Annotated in this window: 12 protein-coding genes, 2 tRNA genes and 1 pseudogene; 13 read left to right on the top strand and 2 right to left on the bottom strand. The window is 67.0% G+C overall.

Annotated elements, in window-relative coordinates; translation table 11 throughout:
• Positions 1–30: 30 nt before the first annotated feature.
• The 10 genes and pseudogenes from recF (at position 31) to GV790_RS11415 (ending at position 11,434) form a co-directional block, all read left to right on the top strand.
• Positions 31–1,218 carry a DNA replication/repair protein RecF gene (recF, locus tag GV790_RS11455; protein WP_163813343.1) on the top strand — a complete coding sequence of 396 codons (1,188 nt, stop codon included), beginning with the start codon at positions 31–33 and terminating at the stop codon, positions 1,216–1,218.
• Positions 1,219–1,571: 353 nt separating this feature from the next.
• Complete coding sequence (locus tag GV790_RS11450; protein ID WP_163813342.1) at positions 1,572–2,138, top strand: DUF721 family protein; 567 nt, start codon at positions 1,572–1,574, stop codon at positions 2,136–2,138.
• Positions 2,139–2,282: 144 nt separating this feature from the next.
• Positions 2,283–3,184 (top strand): annotated as a pseudogene (locus tag GV790_RS11445) (alpha/beta fold hydrolase).
• Positions 3,185–3,511: 327 nt separating this feature from the next.
• A complete protein-coding gene (gene gyrB / locus GV790_RS11440; protein WP_163813341.1) occupies positions 3,512–5,569 on the top strand; it encodes a DNA topoisomerase (ATP-hydrolyzing) subunit B in 2,058 nt (685 codons plus the stop codon).
• Positions 5,570–5,655: 86 nt separating this feature from the next.
• Positions 5,656–8,166 carry a DNA gyrase subunit A gene (gyrA, locus tag GV790_RS11435; protein ID WP_163813340.1) on the top strand — a complete coding sequence of 837 codons (2,511 nt, stop codon included), beginning with the start codon at positions 5,656–5,658 and terminating at the stop codon, positions 8,164–8,166.
• 36 nt (positions 8,167–8,202) lie between these two features.
• Positions 8,203–9,288 (top strand): DUF3566 domain-containing protein, encoded by a 1,086-nt coding sequence (locus tag GV790_RS11430; RefSeq protein WP_163813339.1) that lies wholly within the window; start codon positions 8,203–8,205, stop codon positions 9,286–9,288.
• Positions 9,289–9,485: 197 nt separating this feature from the next.
• Positions 9,486–9,559 (top strand) — tRNA-Ile (locus GV790_RS11425).
• A 29-nt stretch (positions 9,560–9,588) separates the two neighbouring features.
• The gene (locus GV790_RS30735; RefSeq protein WP_014348311.1) at positions 9,589–9,696 is read left to right on the top strand and encodes a DLW-39 family protein; all 108 of its coding nucleotides are present in this window, start codon (positions 9,589–9,591) and stop codon (positions 9,694–9,696) included.
• 18 nt (positions 9,697–9,714) lie between these two features.
• A tRNA-Ala gene (locus tag GV790_RS11420) sits at positions 9,715–9,787 on the top strand.
• Positions 9,788–9,925: 138 nt separating this feature from the next.
• Entirely contained in the window at positions 9,926–11,434 is a 1,509-nt protein-coding gene (locus tag GV790_RS11415) for a tyrosine-type recombinase/integrase (protein WP_163813338.1), read from the top strand.
• 167 nt (positions 11,435–11,601) lie between these two features.
• On the opposite strand, the gene GV790_RS11410 is transcribed toward GV790_RS11415, so the two are convergent.
• Positions 11,602–11,901: a hypothetical protein gene (locus tag GV790_RS11410; RefSeq protein ID WP_163813337.1), complete on the bottom strand. Its 300-nt coding sequence runs from the start codon at positions 11,899–11,901 to the stop codon at positions 11,602–11,604.
• Positions 11,902–12,513: 612 nt separating this feature from the next.
• On the bottom strand, positions 12,514–12,774 hold the full coding sequence (locus GV790_RS11405) for a helix-turn-helix domain-containing protein (RefSeq protein ID WP_163813336.1): 261 nt from the start codon (positions 12,772–12,774) through the stop codon (positions 12,514–12,516).
• A gap of 118 nt (positions 12,775–12,892) precedes the next feature.
• On the opposite strand from GV790_RS11405, the gene GV790_RS11400 reads away from it, so the two are divergent.
• The 3 genes from GV790_RS11400 (at position 12,893) to GV790_RS11390 (ending at position 13,924) form a co-directional block, all read left to right on the top strand.
• Positions 12,893–13,120, top strand: a complete 228-nt coding sequence (locus GV790_RS11400; protein WP_163813335.1) for a helix-turn-helix domain-containing protein — start codon at positions 12,893–12,895, stop codon at positions 13,118–13,120.
• Positions 13,117–13,425 carry a helix-turn-helix domain-containing protein gene (locus GV790_RS11395; RefSeq protein WP_163813334.1) on the top strand — a complete coding sequence of 103 codons (309 nt, stop codon included), beginning with the start codon at positions 13,117–13,119 and terminating at the stop codon, positions 13,423–13,425. The genes GV790_RS11400 and GV790_RS11395 overlap by 4 nt, the downstream gene beginning before the upstream one ends.
• Before the next feature lie 247 nt (positions 13,426–13,672).
• Positions 13,673–13,924 (top strand): hypothetical protein, encoded by a 252-nt coding sequence (locus tag GV790_RS11390; protein ID WP_163813333.1) that lies wholly within the window; start codon positions 13,673–13,675, stop codon positions 13,922–13,924.
• Positions 13,925–13,938: the final 14 nt, after the last annotated feature.

The raw sequence follows: 13,938 nt of genomic DNA, 5'->3' as shown, positions 1-13,938 counted from the left end.
CTGTGACATCTCGTTCGGCGAGCTGAGCGCATGTTCATCCGAGCGCTGACGGTGCGTGACTTCCGGTCCTGGGAGCACGCGGAGATCGAGTTATCCACAGGCGGAACGGTTTTCCTGGGGGCCAACGGCAACGGCAAGACCAATCTGCTCGAGGCCGTCGGCTATCTGTCCACCCTCGGCTCCCATCGGGTCGCCGCCGAGGCACCATTGCTGCGGATGGGCACCGAGCGGGCCAGGATCGGCGCGACGGTGGTCAACACCGGTCGTGAGCTGCGCATCGACGTCGAACTCAATCAGGGTTCGGCCAACCGCGCGCAGATCAACCGGTCGCCGGTGCGCAGGCCGCGTGAGATTCTCGGGATCCTGCACACGGTGTTGTTCGCGCCGGAGGATCTGGCACTGGTGCGGGGCGATCCGGGGGAGCGGCGCCGGTTCCTCGACGAGTTGTGCACAGCCAGACTGCCGCGGTTGGCGGCGGTGCGGGCCGATTACGACCGGGTGCTGCGGCAGCGGTCGGCGCTGTTGAAGAGCGCGGGCAGGCAAGCCCGCTCCCGTGCCGATCTGAGCACCCTCGACGTGTGGGACGGTCATCTGGCCGCGCACGCCTCGGTGCTGCTGGCCGAGCGATTACGGCTGGTCCATGAGCTGTCGCCGCATCTGGCGGCCTCGTACGCCGCCATCGCCCCGGAATCGCGGCCCGCGGCCATCGGCTACCGCAGCGCCGCACTACCGGTGGAATTGCTCGATCCCGCGCGGGCACCCGAGCCGGGCGACGCCGCCGCACTGGAGGCGATCCTGCTGCGCGAACTCGCCGCGGCTCGCCCCCGTGAACTGGAGCGAGGGGTCTGCCTGGTGGGCCCGCATCGCGACGATCTCGAGCTCATGCTCGGCGACGCGCCGGCCAAAGGTTTCGCCAGCCACGGCGAGTCCTGGTCGTACGCGCTGGCCCTTCGGCTCGCCTCGTTCGAGCTGTTGCGCGCGGGCGGTACCGACCCGGTGCTGCTGCTCGACGACGTCTTCGCCGAGCTCGACAGGCGCAGGCGCACCGCCCTCGCCGCGGTGGCGGCCGGCGCCGAACAGGTGCTGATCACCGCGGCGGTGGCCGAGGACGTCCCGGCGGAGCTGTCGGCAGCGACGCTGCGGGTGGAGACTTCCGGCGATGCCGAGCGCCGCACCTCCCGGATCGTCCGCAGCGTCGACTCCTCGGCCGCAGGCTGATCGATGCGTCCGGAACCGCTCGTCGTCCCGGTGCGCGGGGAGGCGCTGCCGTACAGTTCTCCCGTGCGTCCAGCGCTGCCTGCCTGGTCACGGGCATCGATCCCGCGTTGTCAACAGCCTGTGGATAACTCGGTATCGCCGGAGAGCTCGGCGAGGGGCCGCAGCTCGACAGCGACCGCCGGGCAACGGCCGCATTGGACTCGGAAATGGCCTTCTACCTGCTGGTATGCCGGTCGGAGGCGGCAGGTCGCGGTACCCGGCCGCCTCGGAACGTACTGGTACACACAGCGTGTCGGAGCCTGGGGACAACTCGCCAGAGCTGGGGACAACTCGACGAATCGAACGGAGCGGCGATGACCGATCGAGCCGAACCGCCGGGCGGCCGGAGCCCGGACGCGGAACCGGAATTGCGCGGGATCGACCTGGCTCGCCGAGCCCTCGAAGAGGCCCGCGCTGCCGCCAAGGCCAGCGGCAAATCGGTGGGCCAGGGTCGTTCTTCCCCGCGGCGGAGCCTGCGGACCGGTGCCCGCCGCCGCAGTGGATGGTCCGGTCCTCGGCCGGACGACCGTGATCCACAGATGCTGTCCAAGCTGGCCGGCTCGATCGCCAAGAGTCGAGGCTGGTCGACGAAGGTGGCCGAGGGCATGGTGTTCGGCCGATGGTCCGGTGTGGTCGGTGAGGACATCGCCAGCCATGCGACGCCGGTCAAGCTGGAGAACGGGGTGCTGAGCATCGCGGCCGAATCCACCGCGTGGGCCACTCAGTTGCGCATGTTGCAGTCGCAGATCCTGGCCAAGATCAATGCCGCCGTCGGGCAGGGCGTGGTGACGTCGGTGAAGATTTCCGGTCCGGCCGCACCGAGCTGGCGCAAGGGGGAACGCCATATCAAGGGCCGCGGACCTCGCGATACCTACGGCTGAGCCGTTCCTTTGTGTGGTACCCGGTGTTACATTGATCCGAATTGCCGGTCCCGGGTCGTGCTGGCGCCGCGAACTGCGGTTTCACGTGGAACAGCGCGGCGATCCGGGCCGCCGGCCCGCGCCACTCGTCGAAAGTTGTCACCGATGACCGTCGTTACCGAGCCGTTTCCCACGTTGCCGACCCGCACGGTCCGGCGCGGCGATATCGAACTCGCCGTCTTCGAATGCGGAAACACCGACGGGCCCGCGATCATCCTGGTGCACGGCTGGCCGGATACGCACACCCTGTGGAACGGTGTCGCCACCCTGCTCGCCGACCGATTCCGGGTGATCGCCTTCGACAATCGCGGAGCGGGAGCCAGTACCGTCCCGGCCGAGGTGGCCGCCTACCGGATCGAAGAGCTGGCCGCCGACGTGCGCGCGGTCGCCGAGGCCGTGGCGCCCGGTGAGCGCGTGCACGTGCTCGGTCATGACTGGGGTTCGGTGATCGGCTGGGAACTGGCCTCGATGCCCGATGCCGCCGGCGCGATCGCCTCCTTCACCTCGGTCTCCGGCCCCAACCTCGACTTCCTCGGTGCCTACCTGCGCGGGCCCTTCTCCCTCGCCCGGCTGCGCAATTCTCTCGCCCAGGGCGTGGCCTCGGCTTATACCGTCGCTTTCCAGATCCCCGGACTGCCCGACCCGGTATTGCGCGGTTTGTCCGGTCGCTGGCCGCGATTTCTGTCTTCTTCGACGGCATCGACCCCGCCCTGGTGCGGCCCGCGCCCACCCTGCGCGCCGACATGATCAACGGCCTCGAGCTCTACCGCGCCAATATCCGGCCGAGGCTCGGCAACCCGCGGCCGCGCCCGATCGACGTTCCGGTCCAGGTGATCGTCGCGACAGGCGATCGCGCGGTGCGCCCGGTGGTGCATCTCGAAGCGGATAATTGGGTGCGGGACCTGACGATGCGCCAGATTCCGGCCAGGCACTGGTCGCCGCTGTCGCATCCGGCGGATCTGGCCCGGCTCACCGCGGAATTCGTGGCTCGCGGCACCGAAAGCTGACCGGCGGGAGCGATCCGGGCGGACGCGGAACGAGACGAGTCGCAACACAACTCTCACGCCAACCCTGATGGATCGAAACCGCCGGACGGCGGATCGGACCCACCGTGATCCGATTTCTCGCATTCTCGTAGCCGTCAGGGGTGTCGTAGGTGCACTGTAGTTTGGGCGTACCAGTAGGATGGTGACGTAACTAGCGGCGATACCTTCGGCGCGTTCCGCACAGCCCGCGCGGTGGACCGTGAATCTCGACCAGCTCAGAATCCGGCCCCTCCGTGTGCTGTGGCGACGCTGTGCCGGGGATCAGCAAGTAAGGAGAGCTACCGACCAGTGGCTGCCAACGACTCCAATGCATCGGGCTCGACCAAGGCGTCTTCGGGTAAGGCGGGCAACAAGGACTACGGTGCCTCCTCCATCACGGTTCTCGAGGGGCTCGAAGCCGTCCGTAAACGCCCAGGCATGTACATCGGCTCCACCGGCGAGCGCGGTCTGCACCACCTGATCTGGGAGGTGGTCGACAACTCCGTCGACGAGGCGATGGCCGGGTACGCCACCCGCGTCGACGTCACGCTGCTCGCCGACGGCGGCGTCGAGGTCATCGACGACGGCCGCGGTATCCCCACCGGAATGCATGCCCAGGGCGTGCCCACCATCGAGGTGGTCATGACTCAGCTGCACGCCGGCGGCAAGTTCGACTCCGACTCCTACGCCGTATCCGGTGGTCTGCACGGCGTCGGCATCTCGGTGGTGAACGCGCTGTCCACGCGGCTGGAGGCGGAGATCGATCACGACGGCTACCACTGGACCCAGGAGTACAAGGACGCCACCCCCGGCAAGCTGATCCAGGGCGAGGCCACCAAGCGCACCGGCACCACCATCCGGTTCTGGCCGGACCCGAACATCTTCGAGACCACCTCGTTCAACTTCGAGACGGTGGCCCGCCGCCTGCAGGAGATGGCGTTCCTGAACAAGGGCCTCACCATCACCCTCACCGATGAGCGGGTCTCCGACGCCGAGGTCACCGACGAGGTGGTCAGCGAGACCGCCGAGGCGCCCAAGCACGCCGACGCCGAGGCGCCGCAGGCCGAGCACAAGGTCAAGTCGCGCACCTACCACTACCCGGGTGGTCTCGAGGATTTCGTGCGCCACATCAACCGCACCAAGCAGCCCATCCACAACTCGGTGGTCGCGTTCACCGGTAAGGGCACCGGCCATGAGCTCGAGGTCGCGATGCAGTGGAACTCGGGCTATTCGGAGTCGGTGCACACCTTCGCCAACACCATCAACACCCACGAGGGCGGCACCCACGAAGAGGGCTTCCGCGCCGCGCTGACCACCGTGGTCAACCGGTACGCGAAGGAGAAGAAGCTCCTCAAGGACAAGGACGGCAACCTCACCGGTGACGATATCCGCGAGGGCTTGGCCGCGATCGTCAGCGTGAAGGTCGGCGAACCGCAGTTCGAGGGCCAGACCAAGACCAAGCTCGGCAATACCGAGGTCAAGTCGTTCGTGCAGCGCACCTGCAACGAGCACCTGGCGCACTGGTTCGAGGCCAATCCGGCCGATGCCAAGACCATCGTGAACAAGGCCGTGTCCTCGGCGCAGGCCCGGGTCGCCGCGCGTAAGGCTCGTGAGCTGGTCCGTCGCAAGAGCGCCACCGATCTGGGTGGGTTGCCGGGCAAGCTGGCCGACTGCCGGTCCAAGGATCCGAGCAAGTCCGAGATCTACATCGTCGAGGGTGATTCCGCCGGCGGCTCGGCCAAGTCCGGGCGCGACTCGATGTACCAGGCGATCCTGCCGTTGCGCGGCAAGATCATCAATGTCGAGAAGGCGCGCATCGACAAGGTCCTCAAGAACAACGAGGTCCAGGCGATCATCACCGCCTTCGGCACCGGTATCCACGACGAGTTCGACATCTCCAAGCTGCGCTATCACAAGATCGTGCTGATGGCCGACGCCGACGTCGACGGCCAGCACATCTCCACCCTGCTGCTGACGCTGCTGTTCCGGTTCATGCGTCCGCTGATCGAGCACGGGCACGTCTACCTGGCCCAGCCGCCGCTGTACAAGCTCAAGTGGCAGCGCGCCGATCCGGAGTTCGCCTACTCCGACCGCGAGCGCGACGGTCTGCTCGAGGCAGGTCTGGCCGCGGGCAAGAAGATCAACAAGGACGACGGCGTCCAGCGCTACAAGGGTCTGGGCGAGATGAACGCCAAGGAACTGTGGGAGACCACGATGGATCCGGCGGTCCGGGTGCTGCGTCAGGTCACCCTCGACGACGCCGCCGCGGCCGACGAACTGTTCTCGGTGCTGATGGGCGAGGACGTCGAAGCGCGCCGCAGCTTCATCACCCGCAATGCCAAGGACGTCCGCTTCCTCGACGTGTAGCCGGTTCGGCAGGGTCAGGGGAATCGACCCCCTGACCGCTGCCTGGAACCGCCGCAGCCCCCGAGCCTTCCAACGGAGAGCCATTCATGACTGAGACCACCCTGCCGCCGAACGGCGGCGCAGGCGACCGCATCGAGCCGGTCGACATCCAGAACGAAATGCAGAGCAGCTATATCGATTACGCGATGAGCGTGATCGTCGGCCGCGCGCTGCCCGATGTGCGCGACGGCCTCAAGCCGGTGCACCGGCGCGTGCTCTACGCGATGTACGACAACGGTTACCGGCCCGATCGCGGTTACGTGAAGTCCGCCCGCCCGGTCGCCGAGACCATGGGTAATTACCATCCGCACGGCGACGCCTCCATCTACGACACCCTCGTGCGCATGGCCCAGCCCTGGTCGCTGCGGTATCCGCTGGTCGACGGCCAGGGCAACTTCGGTTCCCGGGGCAACGACGGCGCGGCCGCCATGCGATACACCGAATGCCGCCTGACGCCGCTGGCGATGGAGCTGCTGCGCGAGATCGACCACGAGACCGTCGATTTCACGCCGAACTACGACGGCCGCTCGCAGGAGCCGGTGGTACTGCCGAGCCGGGTGCCGAACCTGCTGATGAACGGCAGCAACGGCATCGCGGTCGGCATGGCGACCAACATCCCGCCGCACAACCTCAACGAGCTCGCCGACGCCATCTACTGGGCGCTGGAGAACTACGACGCCGACGAAGAGGCCACCCTCGCCGCCTGCATGGAGCGCGTCAAGGGCCCTGACTTCCCGACCGCGGGCCTGATCGTCGGCGGGCAGGGCATTCACGACGCCTACACCACCGGCCGCGGTTCCATCCGCATGCGCGGCGTGGTGGAGATCGAGGAAGACACCCGCGGCCGCACCACCATCGTCATCACCGAGCTGCCGTACCAGGTCAACACCGACAACTTCATCAACTCGATCGCCGAGCAGGTGAAGGACGGCAAGATCGCCGGCATCTCCGATATCCACGACGAGTCCTCCGACCGCGCGGGTATGCGGATCGTGGTGACGGTCAAGCGCGACGCCGTCGCCAAGGTCGTGCTGAACAACCTGTACAAGCACACCCAGCTGCAAACCAGCTTCGGCGCCAACATGCTCTCCATCGTCGACGGTGTGCCGCGCACCCTGCGCCTGGATCAGATGATCCGGTACTACGTCGAGCACCAGTTGGAAGTCATCGTCCGGCGCACCCGCTACCTGCTGCGCAAGGCCGAGGAACGCGCTCACATCCTGCGCGGCCTGGTCAAGGCGCTCGACGCGCTCGACGAGGTCATCGCGCTGATCCGGCGTTCGGCCAATACCGATACCGCGCGCACCGGCCTGATGCAGCTGCTCGACATCGACGAGATCCAGGCCACCGCCATCCTCGATATGCAGCTGCGCAGGCTCTCGGCGCTGGAGCGGCAGAAGATCGTCGACGAACTGGCCAAGATCGAGGCCGAGATCGCCGACCTCAAGGACATTCTCGACAAGCCGGAGCGGCAGCGCGCGATCGTGCGCGACGAGCTGGCCGAGATCGTGGAGAAGTACGGCGACGAACGGCGCACCAAGATCATCGCCGCCGACGGCGACGTGGCCGACGAGGATCTGATCGCCCGCGAGGACGTGGTCGTCACCATCACCGAGACCGGCTACGCCAAGCGCACCAAGACCGACCTGTACCGCAGCCAGAAGCGCGGCGGCAAGGGTGTGCAGGGCGCGGGTCTCAAGCAGGACGACCTGGTCAAGCACTTCTTCATCACCTCGACCCACGATTGGCTGCTGTTCTTCACCAACAAGGGCCGGGTGTACCGGGCCAAGGCCTACGAACTGCCCGAAGCCAACCGGACCGCCCGTGGTCAGCACGTGGCGAACCTGCTGGCGTTCCAGCCGGACGAGAAGATCGCCCAGATCATTCGGATCAAATCCTACGAAGACGCCCCGTATCTGGTGCTCGCCACCAAGAATGGCCTCGTGAAGAAGTCGCGGCTGTCGGATTTCGACTCCAACCGCAGCGGAGGCATCGTCGCGGTGAACCTGCGCGACAACGACGAACTGGTCGGTGCCGTGCTGTGCTCGGCGGACGACGACCTGCTGCTGGTATCGGCGCAGGGGCAGTCGATCCGCTTCGCGGCGACCGACGAGGCACTGCGTCCGATGGGCCGGGCCACCTCCGGTGTGCAGGGTATGCGGTTCAACGCCGAGGACGAGCTGCTTTCCCTCAACGTCGTGCGTGAGGGCACATACCTGCTGGTCGCGACGTCCGGCGGGTACGCCAAGCGCACCGCTATCGAGGAGTACACGGCACAGGGTCGCGGTGGTAAGGGTGTGTTGACCATCCAGTACGACACCCGGCGTGGCACGCTGGTCGGTGCGCTCATCGTCGACGACGACGATGAGCTGTACGCGATCACCTCTGGGGGCGGTGTCATCCGCACGGGAGCCAAGCAGGTTCGCAAGGCAGGCCGCCAGACCAAGGGCGTGCGATTGATGAACCTGGGCGAGGGCGATACCTTGCTTGCGATCGCGCGCAACGCCGACGAGCCCGAGGCTCTCGACGACGACACCAGCGATTCTTCCGAGCAATAAACACAGCGGCGGCAACGAACGGATCTGAGGATTGCATTGACCACTCCGAATCAGCCGAATGACGAGCGGCAGCAGACGAACGGCGTGACCGAACGGGTCGCACCGTCACCGATTCCGCCCCGGCCGATCCAACGACCGGAGTCCGAACCGTCCAATGGCGGTCCGGCGGGCGCGAATCCGCAGGCCGGCGCCGGGCCCGCCGCACCTTCGCGCGAAAATGACGACAAGCAGGGCGATTTCGGCTCCGACAGCGCCGAATCGGCGCCGAAGGAGGGCGGTAGCGCCTCCGATCAGACCGTCCGGATGAACGGTTCCGGTCAAGCGCCGCAGGGCGATTCGGGTGCGCCGAGCGGCAACGGCGGCGGTCAGTCGCGGTACCAGGACGGCTGGTCGGCGCTGCCGCAGCGGGAGCCGCAGTCCAACCTGCCCCGGCCCGGGCATTCGCCGGTGGCCGGAAGGCAGGCGCCCGCCGGAGGCGGCGGCCTCGGTGGTGGTGGCGGTCTCGGCGGGGGCGTCGGCAATGCCAGGACCACGGCCGATCTCGCGGCCAAGGCGGCCCGCAAGGAAGCGGCGATGGTGAAGTCGGTGGGCCTCGACGGGCCGACCCGCAGCATCTCCCGCCCCGAACTCACCAAGGACATGCCGGATCTGTCCGAGATCCGGCATCCGCTGCCCCCGGAGAACCCCACCGCGCCCAAGCCGGGCCCCACCCCGGTCTCGCCCGCGGTGCCGGTCGCGGTCGCCCAGGCGGTCGCCGGTGAGCCGTTGCGCGCCACGGTCCAGATCCGTCGCATCGACCCCTGGTCGACGCTGAAGATCACCCTGGTGATCAGCGTGGCGCTGTTCTTCGTGTGGATGCTCGCCGTCGGGCTGCTCTACATCGTGCTCGAGGGCATGGGCGTGTGGGAGCGGCTCAACGACACCTTCACCGAAATGGTGTCGCAGGACAGCGGCGCGTCCACCGGCCTGATCGATGCGGGCACGGTGTTCGGCTACGCCGGCGTCATCGGGCTGATCAACGTGGTGCTGTTCACCGCGCTGGCCACCGTCGGAACGTTCATCTACAACCAGTGCTGCGATCTGGTCGGCGGCATCCAGGTGACCCTGGCCGACCCGGACTAGAACCCCACCCGACGGCCGGTACCGACGCCCTCCGCCGGGCGCGGTGCCGGCCGTTATCGTTGCCGGGGCAAGCTCGGCCCACCCTCGTCCTCAGCCCATCTACCAGGCGTTTTGGTCGTAGTCGGCGCGTCGGGTAATCTCTGTTCTCGGTCGTTGCGTTCGGTGCAGTACCCGGCTGAACACAACAACGAACACACGGGCCTATAGCTCAGGCGGTTAGAGCGCTTCGCTGATAACGAAGAGGTCGGAGGTTCAAGTCCTCCTAGGCCCACTCCCGAACATCACAGTAGGGTGGGAACCATGAAAATTCTCCTCACACTCGGTGTCGTGGTCGCGGTTCTCATCGGAATAACCAAACTGCGCCAGCGCAACGACGCCGACCTGTGGCACGAGGTCACCACCCGCTGACAGCTCGGGCAGCCACCCGGGGCCTTAGCTCAATTGGCAGAGCACTGCCTTTGCAAGGCAGGGGTTAGGGGTTCGATTCCCCTAGGCTCCACAACTTCCGCAGCAGGTCAGATGGCATTTCCGGCCGTCCGTCCCGCTCGTGTCCACGAGTCGCGTCCACGAAAGTGGCCGCGCACAGCGGTCCACCGTGATCTGAGGGGATTCGGCACCGACCCGCTGAGGTTTCGTGATGCCCGCACCCAACAAGCGCAAGCGCACCCACACCCCCCGCCCGCGTCCCCGCAAGGACGGGACGGTGGCATGGCAAGTGCGCTACACCATCGTCCGCAACGGCAAGACGGTCGCCACCTCCCAAGTCTTCGACGACGAGGTCGCCGCAATCCGCTGGGCCGCCCTGCTCGACCGCCTCGGCCCCGACCGCGCCGAGGCCATCTTGTCCGCGCAGCTCGCCGCCGAGGCTGAGGCCGAGCTCACCATCGCCGCGTGGCTGCGCCGCTACGTCGACCGGCTCACTGGCATCGAACCGGCGACCCGCAAGCGGTATCACCGATTCATCGACCTCGACGTCGTCGGATTCTTCGGCGAGCACGCCCCGCTCAAGGCCTACACCGAGGAACTCGACGCCGCCTGGGTGCTGTGGCTCGAGCACGACGTATGCCACAAGCCCGGCGCGCGTCCCGGCAACGCGCCGAAGACGATTCGCAACAAGCACGGATTCATGTCCGAGGCGATGGCCGCCGCGGCACGGCACCGGCCCGAGCCGCTGGTGCCGGCGAATCCGTGTGCGAACACTCGCCTACCGCGGGTCAACGGCCGTCGGCGGGAGTTCTTCACCCCGGCCGAATTCGAGCTGTTCGAGGCGCTGCTGTGGCCGAAGTACCGGCCCATGTTCGAGTTCATGGTCATGTCCATGTGCCGTCCCGGCGAGGTATTCGCGCTCACCGTCGGCGACGTCGACGTCGCAACCGGCGCCGTCACCATCGACAAGGCATGGAAGTACGCCGACGGGAAACGCGTTCTCGGCCCGCCGAAATCCGAGCGCGGCGCTCGCACCGTGCATGTCCCGCTCGAAACCCTCGCCCGGATCGACCTCGACCGTCCCGCCAACGAGCTGCTGTTCCCGACCGGCGTCGGGACAGCGTTCACGGTGGTCGGGTTCTACAAGCAGATTTGGCTGCCCGCGGTGCGCCGTCTGGAAGCCCTCGGCGACGAGCAGGAGCCCGGCCGCAACCTGTTCGGCAGGATGGCGCGCTGGGAGGGCGAGACGCCCGCGCAGCTGCTCGCCCGGTTCGGCCGCGACACTGTGGTCGGGCTGCTGGCGAAGTGGCTCACGCCGTATATCACCCGCCACACCGGCATTTCGTGGCGTCTGCAAGATGGCGTGCCGATTTGGGTTGTGTCGCGCGATGCCGGGCACGAGTCCGTCACGACCACCGACCGCAAGTACGGGCACATCGACAGCCGCGCCTCGGTCGCCGCGGCCGAGCTCGTTGGCGGTCGGCTGCCGGTGTTGCGTAGCAATGTCGTCGGCCTCGAGATGGCGCGCCGGCGGCGCGCGGCGCGGGCCGGGCTGCTCGGCGAGATCGACAAGACCGGCGAAGGATTCGAGGCCATCTGGATGGACGCCGCCGGCATCGTGCACTCGCAGCTGTTCGACAACCTCGACGCCGCGGTCGAGCACATCGCACTACACGAGGTCGACGAACCGGCCGACGAGCCGACTGAGGCCGCAGCATGACCGGCAATCCATTTCATGACAGCTGCAATGAAATGAAATTCCTCGCAGGTCAATGCCAGTTTCCGACCGGACCCAACACGCTGTGCGGAGCGCCGGTGCCGCCGCGGTCCGGGCCGGGGCGGCCGAGCGTGTATTGCGCTGATCCTGGGCATAATCCGGTCACCCGGCTACGTGCGGCCCGTCGGTACGCGCAGCTCGCCGAGCAGGTCGAGCCAACCGCCGGCGACCTCGCGGCCGAGCTCGAGCGTGCACGACAGCTCATCGCCGACGCCGAGCGGGCCCGGCATGGTGCGGAGCGTGACGCGCACGCGGCCCGGCGTGAGCGCGACGCCGCGCTCGCGTTGCGCGACCTGGCGCGCGAAGAAGCGGCCGAGGCGATTTCGCGCATGCGCGAGGACTGCGATCAGCAGGTAGCGCAGGTTGCCGCGGTTGCTGATGCCGAAATCGCGCGGGCCGTGACCGCGCATATAGTGCATGATCGGTTTCCGCGCAAGACCGCATAGTGGAGGGGTAATCCTCCGTGGCCCGTGGTGTATCCCGTTGATACACCACGGGCTTTCGCTGTCGTTGAAGTGCTTACTGCCCGGTAGCTGGAAACGGACGTAACGGTCTGGATAAAACGGAGGATAGACCTCCAAACCCCCTGTGGTTGAAGCTTGCACGCCCCTATGATCGGGGCTCAGTCCCAAGAACTACCAAACCATTTCAGCATCATTGCTGATTGTGAGGCGTACACGATGCCGCATACTCCTGCCTCCGGCCCCCGTCGCTCGACCGAGCTCTGCGTAGCTGGGTTGGCGGATTACCACCAACGGTGATTGCCAGATTTTCGCGGACATTCTTCCGTTTCAATTGGTTCGAATGTATGTTCGAAGGTGGCCGGGGCAGCTGAGGGTGGGCGAGTTATAGACACTGGAGTAGGTGTGATGCAGAGGGCAGGGTTAGAGGAGTTGCGACGCCGGTTGCAGCAGCGCGATGGGGGAGAAGTCGAGCGCGCGCTCGCCCTGTCTCCCAAGGCTTTACATGCACGGCTCAGTGGGCGCGTGCCGTTCGACGCCTCCGAGTTGGTCGTTGCTGCGTCACTCGCCCGGCTCCGCGTCGGCGACCTGATCTAGCTCGTCCTGTACCGAGTCCATGAAGTCGCGGAGGTTCGTGCCGAGTGCCTTGCAGAGCATCATCAGAGTTGGTATCTGTGCGGCGCGCTCGCCTTTCTCGATCCTCCTGATTGTCATGATCGGCACGCCGGATAGCTCGTGTAGCTGCTCCCGGCTGTAGTCGTTCTTGGCGCGCAATGCGCGCAGGTTCGCGCCGACGATCGCGTTCGCCTGCTCAACATTCATACAGAGCAGTATCTGTTCTATGTCAAGTAATGCGCAACCCGGTCGGATCACTTTCTGATCCAAACGGGTGTAGCGGCATGCTTGCCATGTGTTCCGTTTGCCTACTAATGTGTTCCGTATGGAACAAGTCAACGTAGCGCTGGGGCGGGCGGTCGGGGAGGCGCTCGACGATGCCGGGCTAAGCATCCGCCAAGCGGCCGACATGACCGGTATCGCGGCAACCACGCTGCACCGCAAGGTTTGCGGTAGAGGCAAAACCACGTTTGACGTCGCCGAACTCTTGAGCATCGCCCGGATCACAGACCGGTCGCTCGGCTCGCTCATTCCCGAGGCGTTGCTGACATGACCGCCGGCGAATTCGAGACGTTCTCCCTCGCGCAGGTGTGCGAGATGACCGGCGCGCCCTCGCCCGACTGGCTGTACCGCCGCATCGTCTCGGGCGAGCTGACGGCCGTTCTGTCTGGTCGCGAGTGGCGGATGACCCGTAGCGACATGTGCCACCTCGTCGACCGCATGCGCGTCGCGGCCGAGCAGCAGCTGGCCAAACGCACCGCGCGCACCACTGAATCCGGCACCACCGCGCCCGCCAACCGGGCCGGGCTGTCCAAGCGTGGCGCCGCCCGCATGGCGCGCAAACGCGCCGCCGCATGACTTCCCCGCGGCGGCACGCCGAATGCCGCCGCGGGGCGCGTGACCGATCGGGGGGACCGCCGGGCGCCCCCCTCACGCCCGAACCCGATCGGTCACGCACCCACCACCCAACCAAGGCACAGGAGGCGCCGGTGAACACCAGATTTCTCGACCGCAACACGGTCGGCCTACTGCTCGACCTCGCGTACATCGTGGCCGGTTTCGCGCTGTTCGTCGTGTGGTTCGCGCATATGTCCGGGCCCGCGCTGTGAGCGCACCGAGCAACCTCGACGGCGTCGTGACGCAGCTCGACCGGCTCATCACGCGCACATTCCGAGCCGCCTACGACGCGCCGACCGCTACGGCCGACGACTGCACGTACGTCGTCGCGCTGCTGGCGATCGCCGAGTCGGCCGCGTCGGTGGCCCTACTGCTCGATGCGCGTCGCCCCGAATCGGCGCCCGGCGCGGGTGATTCCGTCCCCGCGCCGGGCCGTCTCCCAAGCAATCCCTACGCCTAGAACGCCAGCGGCCC

The organism is Nocardia cyriacigeorgica, assembly GCF_010858045.1.
Classification (GTDB): Bacteria; Actinomycetota; Actinomycetes; order Mycobacteriales; family Mycobacteriaceae; genus Nocardia; species Nocardia cyriacigeorgica_E.
Note: the sequence above shows the minus strand (reverse complement) of the source record. Positions and strands in the feature narration are given on the sequence as shown.

Excerpts from the sequence above, each read along its gene's own strand:
- recF (WP_163813343.1), top strand. The coding sequence starts at position 31 with ATGTTCATCCGAGCGCTGACGGTGCGTGACTTCCGGTCCTGGGAGCAC.
- GV790_RS11450 (WP_163813342.1), top strand. The coding sequence starts at position 1,572 with ATGACCGATCGAGCCGAACCGCCGGGCGGCCGGAGCCCGGACGCGGAA.
- gyrA (WP_163813340.1), top strand. The coding sequence starts at position 5,656 with ATGACTGAGACCACCCTGCCGCCGAACGGCGGCGCAGGCGACCGCATC.
- GV790_RS30735 (WP_014348311.1), top strand. The coding sequence starts at position 9,589 with ATGAAAATTCTCCTCACACTCGGTGTCGTGGTCGCGGTTCTCATCGGA.
- GV790_RS11415 (WP_163813338.1), top strand. The coding sequence starts at position 9,926 with ATGCCCGCACCCAACAAGCGCAAGCGCACCCACACCCCCCGCCCGCGT.
- GV790_RS11410 (WP_163813337.1), bottom strand. The coding sequence starts at position 11,901 with ATGCGCGGTCACGGCCCGCGCGATTTCGGCATCAGCAACCGCGGCAAC.
- GV790_RS11405 (WP_163813336.1), bottom strand. The coding sequence starts at position 12,774 with ATGAATGTTGAGCAGGCGAACGCGATCGTCGGCGCGAACCTGCGCGCA.
- GV790_RS11400 (WP_163813335.1), top strand. The coding sequence starts at position 12,893 with ATGGAACAAGTCAACGTAGCGCTGGGGCGGGCGGTCGGGGAGGCGCTC.
- GV790_RS11395 (WP_163813334.1), top strand. The coding sequence starts at position 13,117 with ATGACCGCCGGCGAATTCGAGACGTTCTCCCTCGCGCAGGTGTGCGAG.